This window comes from Pseudomonas sp. FW305-3-2-15-E-TSA4 (genome assembly GCF_058787295.1).
Genome location: NZ_JBYSZP010000017.1, coordinates 128209 through 148333, shown reverse-complemented (window position 1 = coordinate 148333; position 20125 = coordinate 128209). Strand labels below are relative to the sequence as shown.

Sequence of the window (20125 nt, the reverse complement as noted above, 5' to 3'; positions counted from 1 at the left end):
TATCACCCCCGACCGTTATCACCGACACAACAAGGAATGCGCAGTGAAAAAACTCTTTGGCGCCTCACTTCTCGCCGCCGGTCTTGCCTTTGGCAGCGTGGCTCAAGCCGCACCGACCCTGCTCAACGTCTCCTATGACGTGATGCGCGATTTCTACAAGGATTACAACACTGCGTTCCAGAAACACTGGCAGGCCGAGCACAACGAAAACATCACCGTGCAAATGTCCTTCGGCGGTTCGAGCAAGCAGGCGCGTTCGGTGATCGACGGCCTGCCGGCTGACGTCATCACCATGAACATGGCGACCGACATCAACGCCCTCGCCGACAACGGCAAACTGGTGCCAGAAAACTGGGTGACCCGCCTGCCGAACAACAGCGCGCCGTTCACCTCGGCCACCGTGTTCATCGTCCGCAAAGGCAACCCGAAAGCCCTGAAAGACTGGCCGGACCTGCTCAAGGACGGCGTGCAAGTGATCGTGCCGAACCCGAAAACTTCGGGCAACGGCCGCTACACCTACCTCTCGGCCTGGGGCTACGTGCTGAAAAATGGCGGTGACGAGAACAAGGCCAAGGACTTCGTCGGCAAACTGTTCAAGCAAGCGCCAGTGCTCGATACCGGTGGCCGCGCCGCGACCACCACGTTCATGACCAACCAGATCGGCGACGTGCTGGTCACCTTCGAGAACGAAGCCGAGATGATCGCTCGCGAGTTCGGTCGCGATCAGTTCGAGGTGATCTACCCAAGCGTCTCCGCCGAGGCCGAACCACCGGTGTCGGTGGTCGACAAAGTGGTCGACAAGAAAGGCACCCGCGCCGCTGCCGACGAATACCTGAAATATCTGTGGTCGCCGGAAGGTCAGGAAATCGCCGCCGCCAACTACCTGCGTCCACGGGACCCGGCAGTGCTGGCGAAGTACACCGACCGTTTCCCGAAAGTCGACTTCCTGTCGGTGGAGAAAACCTTCGGCGACTGGCGTTCGGTGCAGAAGACCCACTTCAATGATGGCGGGATCTTTGATCAGATTTATACCGGCCAGTAAGGCTTAGGCCGTAACGAAAAAGGCGACCTCAACAGGTCGCCTTTTTTGTGGGCATTGGAAATCACCACACTTCCCCCTGTGGGAGCGGGCTTGCTCGCGAAGGCGGTGTGTCAGATACATGTATTTGACTGACACACCGCCTTCGCGAGCAAGCCCGCTCCCACAGGGGATTGTTTGTCAGCCAGTTACATCGGTGGGATCACGCCATCCTTGCCGGCGGAAATCGATTGCGCCGTCAACGTGCCGTCTGCGTCCTGGGTCACGAAGCTGACAATCTTCACCCCGACCTTGAGCAAGCTGCGATCCCCCGGCATCAGGTTGACGATCGGCACGTCCTCCGGCACCAGTATCTTCTGCTGCCCGCCCTTGTAGTTGACGGTCAGCACCCGGCCATTGCTGACCACCAGATCACCGACACTGCCATTGGTCATGCTGCTGCCCTTGGCCAGATCGAACGGCCGATGGCCGTCACCGCTGCCAGTCAGTTCCGGCGGAAATACGTGCACTTCCAGCGCCTTGAGCGTGCCATCCTCCTGCGGCATGGCGGCCGAGCCAATGTAGCTGCCGGGTTTGATGTCTTCGATATTCGCCAGCGTGACGGCACGCACCTTGGTGTCCGCAGTCAACCGGATCACCACAGTCTCGCCGCTGTTGACGTGGACTTTCAGCGAGTCGGCGCTGACCCCGGTGATCTCGCCGCGCACGCCGAGACGCATACCCGGGGCATCGGCGGCCTGCACCGCAGTGGCACTGAGCAGGCCGATCAAAGCAATCGTGGTGGTGTGACGCAGCAGCTGGCGCAACATGGCAATCCTCCGGTGATGAGCAGTAAAAGCGCAGTGGTAAACATAAGCACGCTATCGAAGAAGATGTAAGTGAATGTATCATCAGCCCTCCCCGGCCGGACGCAAGGTTCGCCGATGGACGACACCGCCGTTGAAGCCAATCATTCCGCAACGGAATAACTGATATCGATACAAGGCTTCTACCGCCGCTTCGGTGCGTCCCTTAGCCTCACCGCATTCCCTTTCGCTGGATCGAGAAACCTTATGAACGCCACAACTCACGCAATGACCCGAGGCATGGTGCTGCTGTTCGCCTTCTGCTGCGGCGCGATCGTCGCCAACATTTACTACGCGCAACCCATCATCGGGCTGATCGCGCCGGACATTGGTCTTTCCGACACCATGGCCAGCTTCATCGTCTCGCTGACGCAGATCGGTTATGCGCTGGGCCTGTTCTTCCTGGTGCCGCTGGGCGACCTGCTGGAAAACCGCCGACTGATGATCATCACCACTGTAGTGGCGATTGCCAGCCTGCTCGGTGCAGCGTTCACCAGCCAGCCGAATGTGTTTTTGCTGATCTCGTTGCTGGTGGGCTTCAGTTCGGTGTCGGTGCAAATCCTGATTCCGCTGGCCGCGCATCTGGCGCCGGAAGAATCCCGGGGCCGGGTGGTCGGCGGGATCATGGGCGGCTTGTTGCTGGGCATTCTGCTGGCGCGACCGGTGTCGAGCGTGGTGGCTGACCATTTCGGCTGGCGTGCGATGTTCATGATTGCTGCGGCGTTGATGGCAGCGATCAGCGTGGTGCTGGCGCTGACCGTGCCCAAGCGCCAACCGGATCACAGCGCGTCCTACGGCCAGTTGCTCGGCTCACTGTGGACGCTGCTGCGCCAACAACCGGTGCTGCGTCAGCGGGCGTTTTATCAAGGCTGCATGTTCGCCACCTTCAGCCTGTTCTGGACAGCGGTGCCGCTGGAACTGGCGCGCAACCATGGCCTGTCGCAAAGCGAGATCGCGATCTTCGCGCTGGTCGGCGCCATCGGTGCAATCGCCGCGCCGATCAGCGGACGCCTGGCTGACGCCGGCCACACCCGCATCGCTTCGCTGCTGGCCATGCTGTTCGCCAGCCTGAGCTTCCTGCCGGCCTTCATTCACCCGGCCTACAGCGTCATCGGCCTCGCGGTGACCGGCGTGGTACTGGACTTCTGCGTGCAGATGAACATGGTTCTCGGCCAGCGCGCGGTCTACTCGCTGGACGCCAAAAGCCGTGGTCGCCTCAACGCGCTGTACATGACCAGCATCTTCATCGGCGGCGCTTTCGGCTCGTCGGTCGCCAGTGCGGTGTATGAGCATGGCGGCTGGTTGTGGATCGTGATTGTCGGTAGCGCGTTCCCGCTGCTGGCGTTGTTGCGGTTCCTGAGTGCGTCGCAGCGTGGTGCTTTGGCAACGGCGTAAGATGTCGAGCAAGCTCGCTCCCACAGGTTGCTCACTGGGCCTGTGAGAGCGATGACGCTTAATACCGAACCAGCTTCTCCATCGCCGCATCTGCCAGAAACGAAGAGCGGCTTTTGACATTGTGTTCACGCACATAGCGATCGATGCGCTGGATCACATAGCCTGGCAACGTCACGTTGACCTTCTCGGTCTTGCCCATGTACGGCGAGATATCCAGCTCGAGCATCCCCCAGCCCATGTCGGCAAACTCCGGATTATTGCGATGCGCCGCTGCCGACGTCGGCATCGGAATCGATTCCCCGTCCGCCGCCATCTCCTGCAACATGAGATGGGCGACTTCAACGGCTGCGTTATAGGCGTCCTCGAAAGTGTCCCCGGCCGTGACGGCGCCGGGAATGTCAGGTATCTGAATACCGATGGCGGTGTTGTCGTCACCCCATTCGATGCAGATCGGATATTGCATTATGGATCTCCCTTGTAGCTGGCTGGCGGGTGGTACAACCCGGCACGCCTCCTGATGCTTTTGACCGTCCCCAGCGGCAAATCCTTTTTAGGGTGAGGAACGGGAATGGTGTACGGGTTGTAACGATGCGTGAAGATGTGATGACTGCCGGTGACTCGATCCAGCGTCCAGCCTGCCTCCTCCAGCTCCTTGATCAATAGCCTGCTTTGCACCTGGCGCCTCCTTGCTCCGGCCGAATAAAAGTAACTCTAGAGTTATCTTTACTCAAGCACATAAATCTGCAGGACGACGTTTGGTTGTTTTACCGCATGTGATTGAATGGACGCGGATTACACTCAGCACCCTATTCCCAGTGGGAGCGGGCTTGCTCGCGAAGGCGTCGGATCAGCCAATACATGTGCTGAATGTCAGACCGCTTTCGCGAGCAAGCCCGCTCCCACAAGGGGACTACGACAACTTTCAGATTTGCAGGAAGACCGATGGACCGCCTCGCCGCCATGGAAACCTTCGTCTACGTGGTCGAAACCGGCTCCTTTTCCGCCGCCGCCCGACGCTTGAATATCGGCCAGCCCGCCGTGTCGAAAACCATCGCTCAGCTGGAAAAACGCCTGGCGGTCAGCCTGTTGCTGCGCTCGACCCGCGGCCTGACCCCGACCGAAGCCGGACTCGCGTTTTTCGAACGGGCCAGACGCGCCATCGACGAAGCCAACGAAGCCGATAACGCCGCCCGTGGCAGCGCCAGCGGTTTAAGCGGCAACCTGCGGATCAGCGCTGCGGTGACTTTCGGCCGCCTGCACGTCGTGCCGCAGCTGGGGCCGTTTCTCGAGCAGCATCCACAGCTGAACATCGACCTGATGCTCGATGACCGCAATATCAATCTGGTCGAAGAAGGTATCGACGTCGCCCTGCGCATGGGCCCGCTCAGCGACTCCAGCCTCACCGTGCGTAAAATCGCCGACTGTCGCCGCGTAGTGCTCGGCACCCCGGCCTACTTCGCCCGCCACGGCGAGCCGAGCTGCCCTGCCGATTTGGATAAGCACCAAGGCATCGTCTACAACCTCAGCGGCGGCGCCACCTGGACCTTCACTCAGGGCAGCGAACAACAGACGCAAACCCTCACCGGCCGCCTGCGGGTCAGCGCCGCCGAGGGTTTGCGTGCAGCCGTGCTGGCCGACCAGGGCCTGACCATCGCCTCGCAATGGATGTTCGCCCCGGAGCTGGCAAGCGGTGCGGTCAGGGCGGTGATGAGTGACTGGCGTTTGCCGGATCAGGACTTGTGGGCGGTGTTTCCCACGGGGCGGATGGTCAGTACGAAGGCGCGGGCGTTTGTGGAGTACATGGAAAATTTGCTGAAACACCTGACCTGACAGGCCGCGTTTCGTTTATTGCGATTTTCGTTTAATTCGAATAACGTTTCAGCATCCTCTATTCAGAATGCTGGAATCCATTATGTCGATCGTCCTTCACCCCTCTATCAACTTCCCGGTGGAGCGCGAAGTCAAAGCCGCAATTGAAGGCAAACGCGCGCTTGCCGCCTACCTCGCGACCCAATTCGAAACCCAGCACATCCAGATTTTCGACGAACAGAACCAGGCGCATCAGGTCGAGCTGCCGACCTCGGCATTACAACTGCTGATGGATATTCTGGCGGCGCTGGCCGAGGGTAACGCGGTCAAAGTCGTACCGGTGCACGCCGAGCTGACCACTCAGGAAGCCGCCGACCTGCTCAACGTCTCACGCCCGCACCTGATAAAACTGCTGGAAAGTGGCGAGTTGTCCTACCACAAAACCGGCAAGCACCGACGTGTGCGTTTCGCCGATTTGATGGACTATAAAACCCGGCGCGACACCGCCGGCGAGCAGGCAATGGCGCTTCTCGCGGAGCAGGCACAGGCGTTAAGGACAGGATACGAGTGAGGCATTCACCTTTCACCGCTGTATACGATGCATGTGTTTTGTACCCCGCCCCATTGAGAGACTTCCTGATGTGGCTCGCGCTTTCGGGGAGATTTCGAGCCCGATGGACCAAGGAGATCCGGCAGCAGTTATCGCTGCAGTGCAACGGCAGCGCCAACAACTTAAATTGCCGCCGATAGCCGTTGAGCCGTTTCTGGATCTTTTGCAGCAACAGGGATTGGTTGAGTCAGTTCGGGCGCTAAGCGCCTATCGTGCGATTCTCTGAATAATCATTTTGTGAACACCAGACAAAAAAACGGCGATCCAGAGATCGCCGTTTTTCATTACTGCCCGAACTGTTTGCCCAACCCCGGCGGCACGCCGTGGATGTTGGTGTCTTCCCAAGGGCCGTTGGGGCTGACGGAGCGAGTCCAGCCGTTGTTCCAGCGGAAGTAGGTGCGCTGGCGGTAGAAGGTGTTGGGCTGGTCGTCGAGGACGTAGACGCCGAGCTTCTGGTCCCAGTGGCTGTTGCCGCCCGGTGGTGGGGCGAAGCTGGCTGAGGTGCGTGGGACTGGCTTGGACGGTTTGGCCGGGATGCTTTTGCCCGGTGTCGGCGAGGTCGACGGGGTCGGGCTCGGTTGTGACGGCGGGATCGGCGGTAGGTTGGTGGTCGGTTCCGGCCGGTGCACCGCACATGCGCTCATGCTCAAGGCCAATGTGATGACGGAGATGCGGGCGAGGCTGTGCATGGCGGTGCTTTCCTGTGGGTTCCGGGGTTATTTGTCCGGGCTGTCGATGGTCAGTGTTTGCGGCGCGGTGGTGCTGCTGGCCAGCGGGCCGCTGCGACCTACCCACTCCCCGGCGGTTGGCTGACCGGCGCGAGAGATGCGTGCAACCAGTTGGACTTCAGGAAAGTTCGACAGTTTCAACTGCGGCATCATGGCGTCGGCATCGCCCAGTTCGACAGTGACCGGCAGATCGGCCACGGTCAGGCGCTTGGCCGCCAACGGTGCCGGTGGGCCAGAAACGGCGCGGGCGAAGATGAACACGCTGTCGCCCGGTTGCACCTTGCCTTTGAGTTCACTGGCCAGATCGACACGCACCTTGAGCAGCGCGGCAACCTTGGCGGCCGGCGCTGCGGCGACCTTGCCGCCACTGGCTTCAAGCCGTTCGGTGGCGCGGTTGATACCGCCCTGCAGGGCTTCGCGGGATTTGTCGCCCTCTGGCAATTGCGCCAGCAAACGGTTCCAGTAATCGATGGCTTGCTGGTAACGCTCGCCTTCGAACGCCGCAATACCAAGCAGACCGAGGCTGGTGACTTCTTTCGGATCGGCTTTCAGCGCTTCGTCGGTCAGGGCCTGGATCTTGTCCGACCACTTTTTACCGTCGGCAAAATACTGCGCCTGTGCCCACTGGCCGAGCAGCTCCGGCTGGCGACCGACAAGGTTGGCGGCGCGTTCGAACATCTTGGCCGCATCTGCCGGACGATCCTGGGCCATGTAGGTGCGCCCGAGGAAGTACAGGCCTTCCGCCGAATCCGGTTGCGCGGCGACGGCACGCTCCAGACGCCGGGTCATCTCTTCCATCGACTGCGGCGCCTGGGCGAATTCGCGGGTCAGTTCGACTTTATCGGCAGCACCGAAATGCAGGTACAGACCCAGGCCCAACACCGGCACCAGCACCGCCGCCAGCAGCGGCAACGGCTTGCCCAGTTTCGACACACGCGGTGCGGCAACGCCTTCGGTATCGGCGAGCAGCTCACGCGCAGCTTCCGCGCGCCCGCTGTCCATTTGCGCCACATCGAGTACACCTTCAGCCTGCTGCGCTTGCAGCTCGGCCACGCGCTCCTGATACAGCGCCACGTTCAGGGCAGTTCGATCCTCTTCACGCTGGGCGCGACGGCCACGCAAAACCGGGATCAGCAGAAAACTCAGGGCGACCAGAAGCAACAGCCCTGCGGCAAGCCAGAAATCAATCATTCTTGGTTTTTATCCAACAGTTGGTCGAGGCGCTGACGCTCTTCGGTGGACAGCGATGGCGGGGTCTCGGTGCGCTGTGCGCGACGCCGGCGAACGATCACTGCGATCACCACCAGACCGCCGAACAACAGGCCGGCCGGGCCGAACCACAGCAGTGCTGTCTTGGCATTGAGCGCCGGTTTGTAGCGGACGAAATCACCGTAGCGATCGACCATGAAATCGATGATCTGCTGATTGTCCTTGCCCTCGCCGAGCATGCGAAAAATCTCTTTGCGCAGGTCAGCGGCGATCGGTGCGTTGGAGTCGGCGATGTCCTGGTTCTGGCACTTGGGGCAGCGCAGTTCCTTGGTCAACTCGCGGAAACGCTCGCGATCGCCTTCCTTGGCGAACTCGTAAGTGTCGATCGCGGCATGCGCCACGCCGGCCAGACTCAGGCCCAAGACCACGGCAGCGATAAAGCGCTTCATGGCTTGGCCTCATCGACCAGCGCCTGATATTTGGCTGCAAGTTTTTCGCGCCAGACCTGCTCGTCGATCACCCCGACGTACTTGTCGCGGATGATGCCCTTGGCGTCGATGAAGAAGGTTTCCGGCGCGCCGTACACGCCGAGGTTCAGGCCCAGCGAACCTTCGTCGTCACGAATATCCAGTAGGTACGGGTTGTGGAATTCGGCCAGCCACTTCAACGCATCGGCGTTGGTGTCCTTGTAGTTGATGCCGTAGATCACCACACCGCGCTCGGCCAGTTTGTTCAGCACCGGGTGCTCGACCCGGCAGGAAATGCACCAGGTGCCCCAGACGTTGACCAGCGCCGGTTTGCCGAGAATGTCAGCCTTGGTCAGGGTCTTGTCGCCCTGCACATTCGGCAGGCTGAATTCCGGGAAGGGCTTGTTGATCATCGCCGACGGCAGTTCCGCCGGATCGAGGTACAGACCGCGATAAAGAAACACCGCCACCAGCAGGAAAATCGCCAGGGGTACCAGCATCAACCAACGTCTCATGCAGCCGCTCCTTGCAGGCCGAGGGCTTCACGCACCTTGGCTTTGACCTTGACTCGATAACGCCGATCCAGCGCCGCCAGCAATCCGCCCAGACCGGTCAGCAGACCGCCGAACCAGATCCAGCGCACGAACGGTTTGACGTGAACCCGTACCGCCCACGCGCCGTTTTCCAGCGGCTCGCCCAATGCGACGTAGAGATCGCGGGTGAAACCGGCGTCGATCCCGGCCTCGGTCATCATCGAACTCTGCACGGTGTACAGGCGTTTTTCCGGGTGCAGTACGCTGATTTCCTTGCCGTCGCGGATCACCCGAACGGTGCCCTTGTCGGAGGTGAAGTTCGGCCCTTCGAAGTGCTTGGCACCTTCGAACACAAACTGATAACCGGCCAGGGACATCGATTCGCCCGGCGCCAGACGCAGGTCGCGCTCGGCACTGTTCTGACTCGACAGCACCACGCCGAGGGCGCACACGGCGATGCCCAAGTGCGCGATCTGCATGCCCCAGTAGCTGCGGGTCAGGGTTGGCAGACCTTTGATCAGGCCCTTGTGGCGAGTCTTGTCGAAGATGTCGCGCACCCCGGCGAGCAACACCCACGCGGCGAGCAGGAACGTCGCGATCACCGCCCAGTTGAAATCGCCGTAAGCGACACCAGCCACCACGGCCAATGCGACACTGCCGAGCAACACCGGGGTCAGCATGTTCGCCAGCCACTTCACCGGGGTGTCCTTCCAACGCACGATCACGCCGACCGCCATCACCACCATCAGCAACGCCATCAACGGGATGAACAACGCGTTGAAGTACGGTGGGCCAACCGACAGTTTGGCGCCGCTCAAGGCATCGAGAATCAGCGGATACAGGGTGCCGAGCAGAATCATCGACGCCGCCACCACCAGCACCAGGTTGTTGCCCAGCAGCAGGGTTTCCCGCGACCACAGATTGAAGCCGACCTGACTCTTGACCACCGGAGCGCGCAACGCAAACAGCGTCAGCGAACCGCCGACCACAAACAGCAGGAAGATCAGAATGAACACGCCGCGCTCAGGGTCCGAGGCAAACGCATGTACCGAAGTCAGCACGCCGGAGCGCACGAGGAACGTACCGAGCAGGCTCAACGAAAATGCGGCAATCGCCAGCAACACCGTCCAGCTCTTGAACACCCCACGTTTTTCCGTGACTGCCAGCGAGTGAATCAGCGCGGTGCCGACCAGCCATGGCATGAACGAGGCGTTTTCCACCGGGTCCCAGAACCACCAGCCGCCCCAGCCGAGTTCGTAGTAAGCCCACCACGAACCGAGGGTGATGCCGATGCCGAGGAAGGCCCAGGCGACAATCGTCCAAGGGCGCGACCAGCGTGCCCACGCGGCGTCGAGACGACCACCGAGCAAAGCGGCGATGGCGAAGGCGAAGGCCACCGAGAACCCGACATAACCCATATAGAGCATCGGCGGATGGACGATCAGGCCGATGTCTTGCAGCAGCGGATTGAGGTCACGCCCGTCGGCCGGAATCTGCGGCAGGATCCGCGAGAACGGGTTGGAGGTGAGGATCAGGAACAACAGGAAACCGGTGCTGATCATGCCCATCACCGCCAGCACACGGGCGAGCATGACTTGCGGCAACTGCCGGGAGAACACCGACACGGCGAAGGTCCAGCCACCGAGGATCAACGCCCACAGCAGCAGCGAACCTTCGTGGGCGCCCCACACCGCGCTGAACTTGTAGTACCACGGCAAGGCGCTGTTGGAGTTCATCGCAACGTAGCCGACCGAGAAGTCGTCGGTCATGAACGCGTAGGTCAGGCAACCGAAGGCAAACAGCAGGAACGCAAACTGGCCCCACGCTGCCGGCTGAGCCAGGCCCATCCACATACGATCGCCGCGCCACGCACCGAACAGCGGCACCACGGCCTGCACCAGCGCAAAACACAGCGCCAGAATCATCGCCAGATGGCCGAGCTCGGGAATAAACAGTGCAGAAGTCATCGATCAACCCTCCTTCGCTTGGGTCGGTGCCGATTGACCACTGTCTTTCAGCGCTTTGGTCACTTCCGGCGGCATGTACTTCTCGTCGTGCTTGGCCAGCACTTCATCGGCCACCACCACGCCGTCGGCGTTGAGTTTGCCCAATGCGACGATGCCCTGCCCTTCGCGGAACAGATCCGGGAGGATCCCGCGGTAGGTGATGGTCACGGCTTTGTTGAAGTCGGTGACAACGAATTTGACGTCCAGCGAGTCCGGCGAACGCTGCAGCGAGCCCTTCTCGACCATGCCGCCGGCGCGGATGCGCGTGTCGTGCGGCGCTTCACCGTTGGCGATCTGGGTCGGCGTGTAAAACAGGTTGATGTTTTCCTGCAGGGCGCTGAGGGCCAGGCCGACGGCAGCGCCGACCCCGACCAGGATCGCCAGAATGATGGTCAGACGTTTTTTGCGCAGCGGATTCACTTGCCGTTCTCCCGGCGCAGACGACGCGCCTCTTGTTGCAGATAGCGCTTGCGGGCCGCGATCGGTGCGACCACGTTGAGGATCAGCACCGCCAGACAGATGCCGTAGGCCGACCAGACATACAGGCCATGGTGGCCCATGGCGAGGAAGTCGCCGAATGAAGCAAAACTCATCGCGCGGCCTCCAGGCTGTTCTGCACTTCTTCTTTCACCCAACTGGCGCGGGCTTCGCGCTTGAGCACTTCAAGACGCATGCGCAACAACAGCACGGCGCCGAAGAAACAGTAGAAACCCAGCACCGTCAGCAACAGCGGCAGCCACATTTCAGCGGGCATCGCCGGTTTCTCAGTGAGGGTGAAGGTCGCGCCCTGGTGCAGAGTGTTCCACCACTCCACCGAGTATTTGATGATCGGGATGTTGATCACCCCGACGATCGCCAGCACCGCGCAGGCCTTGGCGGCGCTGTCGCGATTGCTGATGGCGTTGCCCAGCGCGATCACCCCGAAATACAGGAACAGCAGAATCAGCATCGACGTCAGCCGCGCATCCCAGACCCACCACGAGCCCCAGGTCGGCTTGCCCCAGATCGCTCCGGTGACCAGCGCCACGGCAGTCATCCACGCGCCGATCGGTGCCGCGCATTGCAGGGCGACGTCAGCCAGTTTCATTTTCCACACCAGCCCGACCACGCCGCACACCGCCAGCATCACGTAGATCGACTGCGCGAGCATCGCCGCAGGCACGTGGATGTAGATGATGCGGAAGCTGTTGCCCTGCTGATAATCCGGCGGCGCGAAGGCCAGGCCCCAGACGACGCCAATGCTGATCAGCAGCAACGCGGCAATGCTCAGCCACGGCAGAAACCTGCTGCTGATGCCGTAGAACCACTTGGGCGAGCCGAGCTTGTGAAACCAGGTCCAGTTCATACTGTTTCCATCACGGGTGCCGCTCATCGGTGTGAGCAGTCTCAGGGTCTTTGCTGGTTAAATTTTAACCAGACCTCATTATTCGCCGACGCTGATCTTCAGGCCAGCCGCTATTGCAAAAGGTGTCAGGGTGATCGCCAGGGCGGTCAGGCTACCCAGCCACAGCAGATACCCGGTCGCCGGCATCCCTTGCAGGGCGGCCTGCAAAGCGCCACTGCCCAGGATCAACACCGGGATGTACAACGGCAGAATCAGCAGCGCCAGCAACAGGCCGCCGCGTTTCAAACCAACCGTCAGCGCCGCGCCCACCGCACCGAGCAGGCTCAGCACCGGTGTACCCAGCAGCAACGACAACAGCAACACCGGCAGGCAGGCGACCGGCAAACCGAGCATCAACGCCAGCAACGGCGAGAGCAGAACCAGTGCCAGTCCCGAGAACAGCCAGTGTGCCAGTACCTTGGCCAGCACCAGTAGGGGCAGCGGGTGCGGCGAAAGGACCCACTGTTCCAGGGAGCCATCTTCGAAATCACTGCGAAACAATCCGTCCAGCGAAAGCAGGACCGACAACAACGCGGCCACCCAGACTAACCCCGGGGACAGGTTTTGCAAGACTTGAGTTTCCGGGCCGACGGCCAGCGGGAACAAGGCGATGACGATGGCGAAGAAAATCAGCGGATTGGCCAGTTCCGCCGGGCGACGAAACAGCAAACGGGACTCACGGGCAACCAGCAGGCCGAACACACTCATACTGCCCAGTTCCCCAGATCGATATCGCGATAACCGGCCGGCATCCGGCTCAGTGTGTGGTGCGTGGTCAGCACCACCAGACCGCCGCGCTCGCAGTGCCCGGCCAGGTGTTCTTCAAGCTGCGCCACGCCCTGTTTGTCGAGCGCGGTGAACGGCTCGTCGAGAATCCACAACGGCGGGCTGTCCAGATACAGCCGCGCCAGCGCCACGCGGCGTTGCTGACCGGCGGACAGGGTGTGGCAGGGAACATCTTCGAATCCGCGCAATCCTACGGCTGCCAGCGCCTGCCAGATCGCCTCGCGCCCGGCCGGCCGATGCAGGGCGCAGAGCCAGGACAGGTTCTCTTCCGGGGTCAGCAGGTCCTTGATCCCGGCAGCGTGGCCGATCCACAACAGGTTGCGCGCCAGTTCACTCGGCTGGGCGGTCAAGGGCTGGCCGTTGAGCAGCACCTGACCGCTGGTCGGCTGCATCAACCCGGACAACAGACGCAGCAGACTGGTCTTGCCGCTGCCGTTGGGGCCGCTGATCTGCACCATATCGCCACTGGCCAGTCTTAATTCGAGATTTTCGAAGAGCAGGCGCAGGTCTCGCTCACAGGCAAGGGCAACGGTTTGCAGGACAGGACTGGTCAAGGGATCACGGGCCTTATACGGTTCAAGTCGGCTCTGGCGCGGCCGTTAAAGAGATGCAGGATAAATGCAATGACGGTGCGAAGCAGAGAGCTGGATCAAACAATTGCTATGTTTTCTGAACGAAGCGCAAGACGCGCGGCATTATACATGCCGTGCCTTACTCCCAAGAGCGCAATTTCCTCAGGTTGTGTCCGCGTATGACAGGCGAAATGAATATCCTCCCGCTCCCGCCCACCACCCCGGCGAACGCGCGTCCGCTGGTGATGAGCGGTGAGTTGCTCAAGCTGCTGACCCCGGTCGAAGGCCTGATCGGCGCCGGGCAAAGCGCCCAGGCCGAGGTGTTGTCACTCAAGCAGGCGGATCAGACCTTTCAACTGCTGCTCAAGGTCACCGTCGACGGCGGCCGGCAGACCACCGTGCAAGCCAGCAGCAACCTGCCGTTGCCGACCGGCACCAACCTGGCCGTCACTCAGCCGTCGGCGGGCAATCTGGCGATCACCGTGCAACAGGCGATTGCCAGCAGCGTCGCCGCCCTCACCCGCATCGATACGGCGCAGTTGCCGGTTGGCACGCTGCTGCAAGGCAAGGTGCTGACCTCGCAGACACTGCCGCAAGTGCCGGGACAGCCGACGGTGTACCGCTCGCTGGTGAGCCTGCTCAACACCGCGCAAAGTGGCGCCACACTGGACATCGACAGCCCGACGCCACTGCGCATCGGCACCCTGCTCTCGGCACTGGTCGAAGATTCGCAAACCCTCAAGTTCGTGCCACTGAGCAGCCGTCAGGAGCAATTGGCGGTGAGCCAGCAACTGCTCGGCCAGCAGACTCGCCAAGGTTCGCTGGACGGTTTGCTCAATGCTTTGCAAAACCTGCCGAGCGACGACGATCAGACCTCGCAGGATCTGCGCGCTGCCGTCACGCGCCTGCTCGCCAACCTGCCCGATGTGCAGCAAATGAGCACCGCCAAAGGCGTGGCGCTGGCCCTGGCCAACAGCGGCGCCTTCCTCGAAGCCAAATTGCTGACCGGACAGAATCCGGCGCTGGCCCCGGACATGAAAGCCGATCTGCTCAAACTGATCGCGCAGCTGTCGCCGGGTGCGCCGGGGAACGCCAGTTTCAACGCGATCATCGCCGCCAACACCCTGGCGCAAGCGCTGCCGAGTTTCGTGCGCAACGCCCTCGGCACCCTCGGTCAGGTCAGCGCCAAACCGCTGCCCAGCAGTTTCCCGCTGCCCGACCGCCTGCTGCAAAGCCTCGAAGGTGAAGGCGATCTGGAACATCTGCTGCGCCTCGCTGCAGCCGCCGTGTCGCGCCTGCAAAGCCATCAGCTGTCGAGCCTGGAACAGACCGGTGTCACCGATGACGGCCGTCTGCTCAGCACCTGGCAGCTGGAAATCCCCATGCGCAACCTGCAGGACATCGTGCCGTTGCAGGTCAAGTTTCAGCGCGAAGAAGCGCCGGAAAGAGAACCGCAACCCAACGAACGCCGTGACGAACGCGAACCCAGACAGCAGCTGTGGCGCGTCGACCTGGCGTTCGACATGGAGCCGTTGGGGCCGATGCAGATTCAGGCGCAGTTGATTGCCGGCAGCCTGTCGAGCCAGCTCTGGGCCGAACGCCCATACACCGCCGACCTGATCGGCAATAATCTGTTCGCGCTGCGTCAGCGCCTGCTCGATCGCGGGCTGAATGTCGGCGATCTCGACTGCCACCTCGGCACCCCGCCGCAAGGCAATCAAACCCGCCTCGAGCACCGCTGGGTCGATGAAACCGCATGAACGATTCCACTGCTCCACGCCAGGCCATCGCCCTCAAATACGACGGCAACCACGCCCCGACCCTCACCGCCAAGGGCGACGAGGAACTGGCCGAAGAAATCCTGCGCATTGCCCGCGACTGTGAAGTGCCGATCTATGAAAACGCCGAGCTGGTGCGGCTGTTGGCGCGGATGGAACTGGGTGACAGCATTCCCGAGGAGCTGTACCGCACGATCGCCGAGATCATCGCGTTCGCGTGGAACCTGAAGGGGAAATTCCCCGAGGGACAGGACCCGGATGCGCCGATGGTCGAGAAGGACGTTACCGAACGCGGGGCTGATTACTAGGCCGCGCCGGATACAAGCTCAAGTGCACGCGTCCCCGCTCGACATTCAGTTCAAGCGCGCTCGCCACTGCAGGTTCGCCCATTCAAACCGTGGTGAACGTCCATAATCCCTGATCCCGAGGGGCCTACCTTGCTCGGACAGATTCAGTGCCTTGAAGCCGATTTTCCCGATTCGCCAGTAATACTCATGCACAGGATCGTTGACGCGATAGGGAAGCAGGATCTGCCTGCCCGTCCCCAGCCCATAAGGCCGCACGTCGGCCCAATTAAGCACGCTCGTCTCGAAAGCCGGAGACGAAGGCTCTTCGAACTCTCCGCCGCCAGGATTTGCGACTTTCCAGAAATTGATATCACTACCGTCTGATCGAGCGTGCAGCACCCATACATCGGTCAGTTTGGTAATCGGCGAATCCAGCACTGCGGTCTTTGAACGCGCAGAATAGAAGCCCCGCAACTCCAAGGCTTTCTCAAAATCCAGAGAACGGCCGCTGCTCCTGTAGGTGAGCAGCTTCAAGAACTGTGCACTTGAATCAACAGCGAGCACATCATCTTTGCCATCGCTGTCCAGCCTGGCGCTGTAGAAATGGACCGGCAATGGGTTTTTTCGAGCATCTCCCCAGTGAGCAGGAACGCCCAGACTCGCCCCTTTATTCTCCATCAGCCAAAAATCGGACACTGTGTTATTCAGGGTTTGCACGATCAACACATCTTGCTTGCCGACGCCTCTGAAGTCGCCAGCCAGATATTGCTGAGCTTGCCGGTAGGCATGTCCTTGCGGAACCGAACGCCAGATAACCGGATCAGCAAAATGCCCGCCTTCATTCTTCAATAGCCTGAAAATGGTTTCGTCAGCTTTTCCGGGCGATATCGCCATCAGATCAGCCTTGCCGTCACCTGTGAAATCCGCCAGCAGATAGCGCGTAGTGTCGTAGCAAAGGGCTGTAGCACACCCGGAATCAAAAGAGTCTGGATCAAATGGAAGTCTGTCCTCATACCATTTCTCGGATGCAATCGCGTCTGCGTCCAGCGACGTGACCCAAATATCGACACCTGGACCATCCTGCCGGCGCTGCACTTGTACCGTCCGGTTCGTCCCGTCACCGATGACATCCCCCGTCAGCGCCACTTCCATCGAATCATTGCTGTCGATGTTATCGATGCTGCGCACCCACAACGTAGAACCCGCAAACTCCCTGCAATCCGCTATCAAGCTCGGCTGTACTCCGTCCAGGCATTGCCCCTGCGCTCCGGGAACATAGATTTTCCCGAAATCCCACGGAGTCCAGTGTTGAGAGGGCTCATTGCTTTCACATGCGCGTTCGACCAATTGGCCATTCTGACGCGCTATGCAATGGCCAGAGGCTGTTTTCAGCAGTGCAACTCCCCTGCTCGCGCCGACTGCAATGTCGGAGGGCACAAACGCCCAGCGCTGGTCAGCGTCTGGCTCACATCCATCCAGTGTCACCTGCTGCCCCAATCCATTGGCAACCAGGCACTGTTGCGTCTGGAAATTGACTAGCGGTCTGAAAGGGATATTGACCAGTGGCCCGGCAGCGTGAGCATGGCTGAGCGTGAAATTGAGTCGCGCCACCCAATTGCCATTCCAGGTGGCTTCACTGTACGCACTGCTGACTGGCTCAGCCCCTTCAAAATGAAAGTAACTGGCGACAACATGCCGTTTCGCCTGCACCGCTGCCGGGTCCACGTCAGGAGCGACGGCCGCCGAGGGATAGGTCTCGTGATAAACCACCGGGATATCTGCACTGATCCCGCGCAAGGCCAGGCGCGTCAAACGTGCCGAATAAATATGGTCAGGATGCTCCGTGTACGGGACGGTGTCCGGATTGAGTGCATACACCCGGGTGGCTCCTTCATTGACGATCAGCTCAGTCAAGAGCTGCACAAAAGATGTTCGACTGTAGAGGTTTACCGGACCTGAAGCCGAGTCCAGATAGGGCCAACTCCGAACAGTTTTATCGAGGTCGAGCAAATCGGCCAGCGGCACATCTCCACCACGAACGTCCCCTCCCGGCACACGCAAAAATATGAGCTTCAATCCAGGTCGCTCATTGGCCTTGACGCTCATCACAATGGCTGAATCAGTGAATATCAGGTAAGGCGTCCATCCGGTCGCAAAACCCAGCATTTTCTCATAGGCTTTTGTCGATGCGCTTTCGCGCTTCAGTACATAGTCGAAGCCGGCGCCAGAACTGCCACCGTTCATGAAGATACTGGTCACACAGCCGCCGGCAGCCAGAACTTGCGAAATCCGCGGATCAATAAACAGCAGATCGTCGTCCATATGCGCAACGACATTGACCAGGTGGACACCGTGACAATTTTGCCGGTCGGCCATATTGGCTTCTGGAGCAAGCCTGCTGACCTGAGCCTGACAAGCCGTCAGGAGCAGCACGACTGCCAGCCACAGGGCGGCAACACCGGGTGACTGCACTTTTCTCGCGCGCTCGATTCTGGCTGGCAAATGCATACCCACTCCACGATTGGCTGGATCGGTGAATTGGCGATCAGACGCGTCTGCCTGAAAAGCCGACGGGACTATCGCGAGTCACGAGCAGTGTGAGGAGCGATGAGCGAAATTCTCTACTGTCAGAAATAACAGTTCAGACAGACGGCCATGGGCGAATCAGGCAACAAAATCGAGCGCAAAAAAAATCGCCGGCATGACCGGCGATTCTTATTCAAATGACATGCCTCAACGCATATCAACTTCTGTGCAGCTTGCGCATCAACTCCGCCTCAGCCTGGGTCAAGCCGCAGGACTGGGTCAGCTCATCGACGCTCGCGCCCATGCCCACCAGTTTCGCCGCCTGGGCGAACGACAGGCTCGACGGGTCGCGTTGTTCCAGCGCGACAATCTTGTCCGGCAACGGACCGACTACCGAGCGCAGCTCGTGCAGGGCTTCGCCCATGCGCACGTTGCCGTTCTGATAGTCGTCGACACGCTTGGCCAGGTCCTTGATGCGCTGATCACGCAGCGCATCGCCCTGAGCCTGTTGCGCAGCGATTACCCGCTGCGCCTTGATGTACGCCAGAAACATTGCCAGCGTGCCTGCCCAGAAAAGGAACAGGACAATGACCGCAACCTCGAGAATCAATCAGATGCTCTCCAGTTCCGACCATTCTTCTTCGCTCATCATCTTGTCCAGTTCGACCAGGATCAGCAACTCGTTGTTCTTGTTGCACACGCCCTGGATGAACTTGGCCGACTCTTCGTTGCCGACGTTCGGCGCAGTCTCGATTTCCGACTGACGCAGGTAAACCACTTCGGCCACGCTGTCGACCATGATCCCGACCACTTGCTTGTCGGCTTCGATGATGACGATACGGGTGTTGTCGCTGATCTCGCCGCTGTTCAGGCCGAAGCGCTGACGGGTGTCGATCACGGTGACCACGTTACCGCGCAGGTTAATGATGCCCAGCACGTAGCTTGGCGCACCCGGTACCGGCGCGATTTCGGTGTAACGCAGGACTTCCTGAACGCGCATCACGTTGATGCCGTAGGTTTCGTTGTCCAGCTTGAAGGTCACCCATTGCAGGATCGGATCTTCAGAACCTTTTGCATTCGTCGCCTGACTACTCATACCCTGACCCCTCGAAAAAACCGCACTGGGCGGTGTGTGTTCTGTGTGGAGGCATTGAAAAATGCCTTCGCCTGACTGTTATGTCGGCTGCTATGTCGATTTATGTAGCGGCTTGTGGCCGCCCAAGTGCTTTGCCCCGCCGCTGGCGATCAACTCGGCCAGCGCGGCTACATCAAGTAATGCACACATGTGCTCGATCACCGTGCCGGCAAGCCATGGCCGCTGACCCCGGTGACTTCTCCATTTGATTTCATTCGGGTCCAGACGCAACGAACGGCTGACCTGATGCACCGCCAGGCCCCATTCGTAACCTTGTACCGAAATCACGTACTGCAGGCCCTGACGGAAGTCATCGCGATAGCGATCCGGCATGACCCAACGCGCCGTGTCCAACACTTTCAGATTGCCGGCCTGGCTCGGCAGAATCCCGAGGAACCATTCCGGCTGCCCGAACAGCGGCGTCAATTCGTGGCCAGCCAGCGAATAGATCGAACCGAGGCACACCAGCGGCACCGCCAGCGTCAGCCCGGCAACATCGAACAACAGGCATTCGAAGGCTTCCGAAGCCCAGGCCGGACGGCCATCGGTTTCCACCGGTGGCGGCGTGTTGCTCGGTGGCAGGTGCACTTCCACCACTGGCGGCACCAGCGTCTGTTCGACGGGTGCCGGTGCCACCGGCGCCGGTTCGGCCACGACCGGTTCCGGCGCGGTTTTCAGCAATTGGGTTTGCAGCAGCGGTGCGAGTGTCGATACCGGCGCGCGTGGCGGCTCGGCTTCTTCGATCAACGCCACTGGCGCCTTGGCGATCGGTGCGGCGGCAGGCGCGGCAACCGGGGCAGCAGGCTTGGCGGCTTTCTGCGCATCACGCGCCTGCTCTTCCAGTACCGCAGCCTGGAATTCATCCAGCGCCGCAGCGCTTTCGACCACCTCGACCGGCGCCTCGACCTGCACTTCCACTGGCGGCAACTCGTCAGGGATTTCCTGCAGCAAGCTGTCCAGATAGGACTGCAACGCCAGTTGCGGACGCGATGTCAGTTTGATCGGCCGATTCATGC

The 20125-nt window shown here is 60.7% G+C and carries 24 protein-coding genes and 1 pseudogene; 8 read left to right on the top strand and 17 right to left on the bottom strand.

Features of this window, described 5'->3' with window-relative positions; genetic code table 11:
- Positions 1-43 precede the first annotated feature (43 nt).
- Positions 44-1042: a sulfate ABC transporter substrate-binding protein gene (locus AC3WMV_RS22960; protein ID WP_025111899.1), complete on the top strand. Its 999-nt coding sequence runs from the start codon at positions 44-46 to the stop codon at positions 1040-1042.
- 185 nt (positions 1043-1227) lie between these two features.
- Here the strand turns inward: AC3WMV_RS22960 and AC3WMV_RS22955 are convergent, their stop codons facing one another.
- Entirely contained in the window at positions 1228-1848 is a 621-nt protein-coding gene (locus AC3WMV_RS22955; RefSeq protein ID WP_103368092.1) for a DUF5666 domain-containing protein, read from the bottom strand.
- A gap of 243 nt (positions 1849-2091) precedes the next feature.
- Between AC3WMV_RS22955 and AC3WMV_RS22950 the strand changes: the two genes are divergently transcribed.
- Complete coding sequence (locus tag AC3WMV_RS22950) at positions 2092-3279, top strand: MFS transporter (protein ID WP_096796242.1); 1188 nt, start codon at positions 2092-2094, stop codon at positions 3277-3279.
- 58 nt (positions 3280-3337) lie between these two features.
- On the opposite strand, the gene AC3WMV_RS22945 is transcribed toward AC3WMV_RS22950, so the two are convergent.
- Complete coding sequence (locus AC3WMV_RS22945) at positions 3338-3742, bottom strand: type II toxin-antitoxin system HicB family antitoxin (protein ID WP_007961664.1); 405 nt, start codon at positions 3740-3742, stop codon at positions 3338-3340.
- Positions 3742-3954, bottom strand: a complete 213-nt coding sequence (locus AC3WMV_RS22940) for a type II toxin-antitoxin system HicA family toxin (protein ID WP_027613935.1) — start codon at positions 3952-3954, stop codon at positions 3742-3744. Before AC3WMV_RS22940 ends, AC3WMV_RS22945 begins: the two co-directional genes overlap by 1 nt.
- 267 nt (positions 3955-4221) lie before the next feature.
- On the opposite strand from AC3WMV_RS22940, the gene AC3WMV_RS22935 reads away from it, so the two are divergent.
- From AC3WMV_RS22935 to AC3WMV_RS22920, 4 genes and pseudogenes are all read left to right on the top strand, one after another.
- A complete protein-coding gene (locus tag AC3WMV_RS22935) occupies positions 4222-5109 on the top strand; it encodes a LysR family transcriptional regulator (RefSeq protein WP_103368093.1) in 888 nt (295 codons plus the stop codon).
- An 82-nt stretch (positions 5110-5191) separates the two neighbouring features.
- Positions 5192-5659, top strand: a complete 468-nt coding sequence (locus tag AC3WMV_RS22930) for a helix-turn-helix domain-containing protein (protein WP_103368094.1) — start codon at positions 5192-5194, stop codon at positions 5657-5659.
- Positions 5656-5787 (top strand): annotated as a pseudogene (locus tag AC3WMV_RS22925) (PIN domain-containing protein); the annotation flags it as partial. The gene AC3WMV_RS22930 and the pseudogene AC3WMV_RS22925, both read left to right, overlap by 4 nt.
- Complete coding sequence (locus tag AC3WMV_RS22920; protein ID WP_492561401.1) at positions 5763-5924, top strand: VapC50 family PIN domain-containing toxin; 162 nt, start codon at positions 5763-5765, stop codon at positions 5922-5924. The pseudogene AC3WMV_RS22925 and the gene AC3WMV_RS22920, both read left to right, overlap by 25 nt.
- A gap of 58 nt (positions 5925-5982) precedes the next feature.
- Here AC3WMV_RS22920 and AC3WMV_RS22915 read toward each other — a convergent pair whose 3' ends face one another.
- From AC3WMV_RS22915 to ccmA, 10 genes are all read right to left on the bottom strand, one after another.
- The gene (locus tag AC3WMV_RS22915; RefSeq protein WP_027613933.1) at positions 5983-6387 is read right to left on the bottom strand and encodes a hypothetical protein; all 405 of its coding nucleotides are present in this window, start codon (positions 6385-6387) and stop codon (positions 5983-5985) included.
- A 27-nt stretch (positions 6388-6414) separates the two neighbouring features.
- Complete coding sequence (gene ccmI, locus AC3WMV_RS22910) at positions 6415-7617, bottom strand: c-type cytochrome biogenesis protein CcmI (RefSeq protein ID WP_103368095.1); 1203 nt, start codon at positions 7615-7617, stop codon at positions 6415-6417.
- On the bottom strand, positions 7614-8084 hold the full coding sequence (locus AC3WMV_RS22905) for a cytochrome c-type biogenesis protein (protein ID WP_003222948.1): 471 nt from the start codon (positions 8082-8084) through the stop codon (positions 7614-7616). The genes ccmI and AC3WMV_RS22905 overlap by 4 nt, the downstream gene beginning before the upstream one ends.
- A complete protein-coding gene (locus AC3WMV_RS22900; protein WP_041072930.1) occupies positions 8081-8617 on the bottom strand; it encodes a DsbE family thiol:disulfide interchange protein in 537 nt (178 codons plus the stop codon). The genes AC3WMV_RS22905 and AC3WMV_RS22900 overlap by 4 nt, the downstream gene beginning before the upstream one ends.
- Positions 8614-10602, bottom strand: coding sequence for a heme lyase CcmF/NrfE family subunit (locus AC3WMV_RS22895; RefSeq protein WP_103368096.1), 1989 nt, complete (start codon positions 10600-10602; stop codon positions 8614-8616). The genes AC3WMV_RS22900 and AC3WMV_RS22895 overlap by 4 nt, the downstream gene beginning before the upstream one ends.
- Positions 10603-10605: 3 nt before the next feature.
- Positions 10606-11061 (bottom strand): cytochrome c maturation protein CcmE, encoded by a 456-nt coding sequence (gene ccmE / locus AC3WMV_RS22890; RefSeq protein ID WP_096796249.1) that lies wholly within the window; start codon positions 11059-11061, stop codon positions 10606-10608.
- Positions 11058-11234, bottom strand: a complete 177-nt coding sequence (gene ccmD / locus AC3WMV_RS22885) for a heme exporter protein CcmD (RefSeq protein WP_003222944.1) — start codon at positions 11232-11234, stop codon at positions 11058-11060. The genes ccmE and ccmD overlap by 4 nt, the downstream gene beginning before the upstream one ends.
- Positions 11231-11986: a heme ABC transporter permease gene (locus tag AC3WMV_RS22880; protein WP_047599963.1), complete on the bottom strand. Its 756-nt coding sequence runs from the start codon at positions 11984-11986 to the stop codon at positions 11231-11233. Before AC3WMV_RS22880 ends, ccmD begins: the two co-directional genes overlap by 4 nt.
- 78 nt (positions 11987-12064) lie before the next feature.
- A complete protein-coding gene (gene ccmB / locus AC3WMV_RS22875; protein WP_003222942.1) occupies positions 12065-12733 on the bottom strand; it encodes a heme exporter protein CcmB in 669 nt (222 codons plus the stop codon).
- Complete coding sequence (gene ccmA / locus AC3WMV_RS22870) at positions 12730-13365, bottom strand: cytochrome c biogenesis heme-transporting ATPase CcmA (protein ID WP_027613927.1); 636 nt, start codon at positions 13363-13365, stop codon at positions 12730-12732. The genes ccmB and ccmA overlap by 4 nt, the downstream gene beginning before the upstream one ends.
- Before the next feature lie 197 nt (positions 13366-13562).
- On the opposite strand from ccmA, the gene fliK reads away from it, so the two are divergent.
- Positions 13563-15143, top strand: coding sequence for a flagellar hook-length control protein FliK (gene fliK, locus AC3WMV_RS22865; protein WP_103368097.1), 1581 nt, complete (start codon positions 13563-13565; stop codon positions 15141-15143).
- Positions 15140-15469 carry an EscU/YscU/HrcU family type III secretion system export apparatus switch protein gene (locus AC3WMV_RS22860; RefSeq protein WP_007961677.1) on the top strand — a complete coding sequence of 110 codons (330 nt, stop codon included), beginning with the start codon at positions 15140-15142 and terminating at the stop codon, positions 15467-15469. The genes fliK and AC3WMV_RS22860 overlap by 4 nt, the downstream gene beginning before the upstream one ends.
- Positions 15470-15514: 45 nt before the next feature.
- Here AC3WMV_RS22860 and AC3WMV_RS22855 read toward each other — a convergent pair whose 3' ends face one another.
- From AC3WMV_RS22855 to AC3WMV_RS22840, 4 genes are all read right to left on the bottom strand, one after another.
- On the bottom strand, positions 15515-17956 hold the full coding sequence (locus tag AC3WMV_RS22855) for an RICIN domain-containing protein (protein ID WP_103368098.1): 2442 nt from the start codon (positions 17954-17956) through the stop codon (positions 15515-15517).
- 235 nt (positions 17957-18191) lie between these two features.
- Positions 18192-18584: a DUF2802 domain-containing protein gene (locus tag AC3WMV_RS22850; protein ID WP_007961680.1), complete on the bottom strand. Its 393-nt coding sequence runs from the start codon at positions 18582-18584 to the stop codon at positions 18192-18194.
- Entirely contained in the window at positions 18585-19070 is a 486-nt protein-coding gene (locus AC3WMV_RS22845) for a chemotaxis protein CheW (protein WP_003222936.1), read from the bottom strand. It lies immediately after the preceding gene.
- Between the two features lie 90 nt (positions 19071-19160).
- Positions 19161-20123 carry a CheW domain-containing protein gene (locus AC3WMV_RS22840; RefSeq protein WP_103368099.1) on the bottom strand — a complete coding sequence of 321 codons (963 nt, stop codon included), beginning with the start codon at positions 20121-20123 and terminating at the stop codon, positions 19161-19163.
- Positions 20124-20125: the final 2 nt, after the last annotated feature.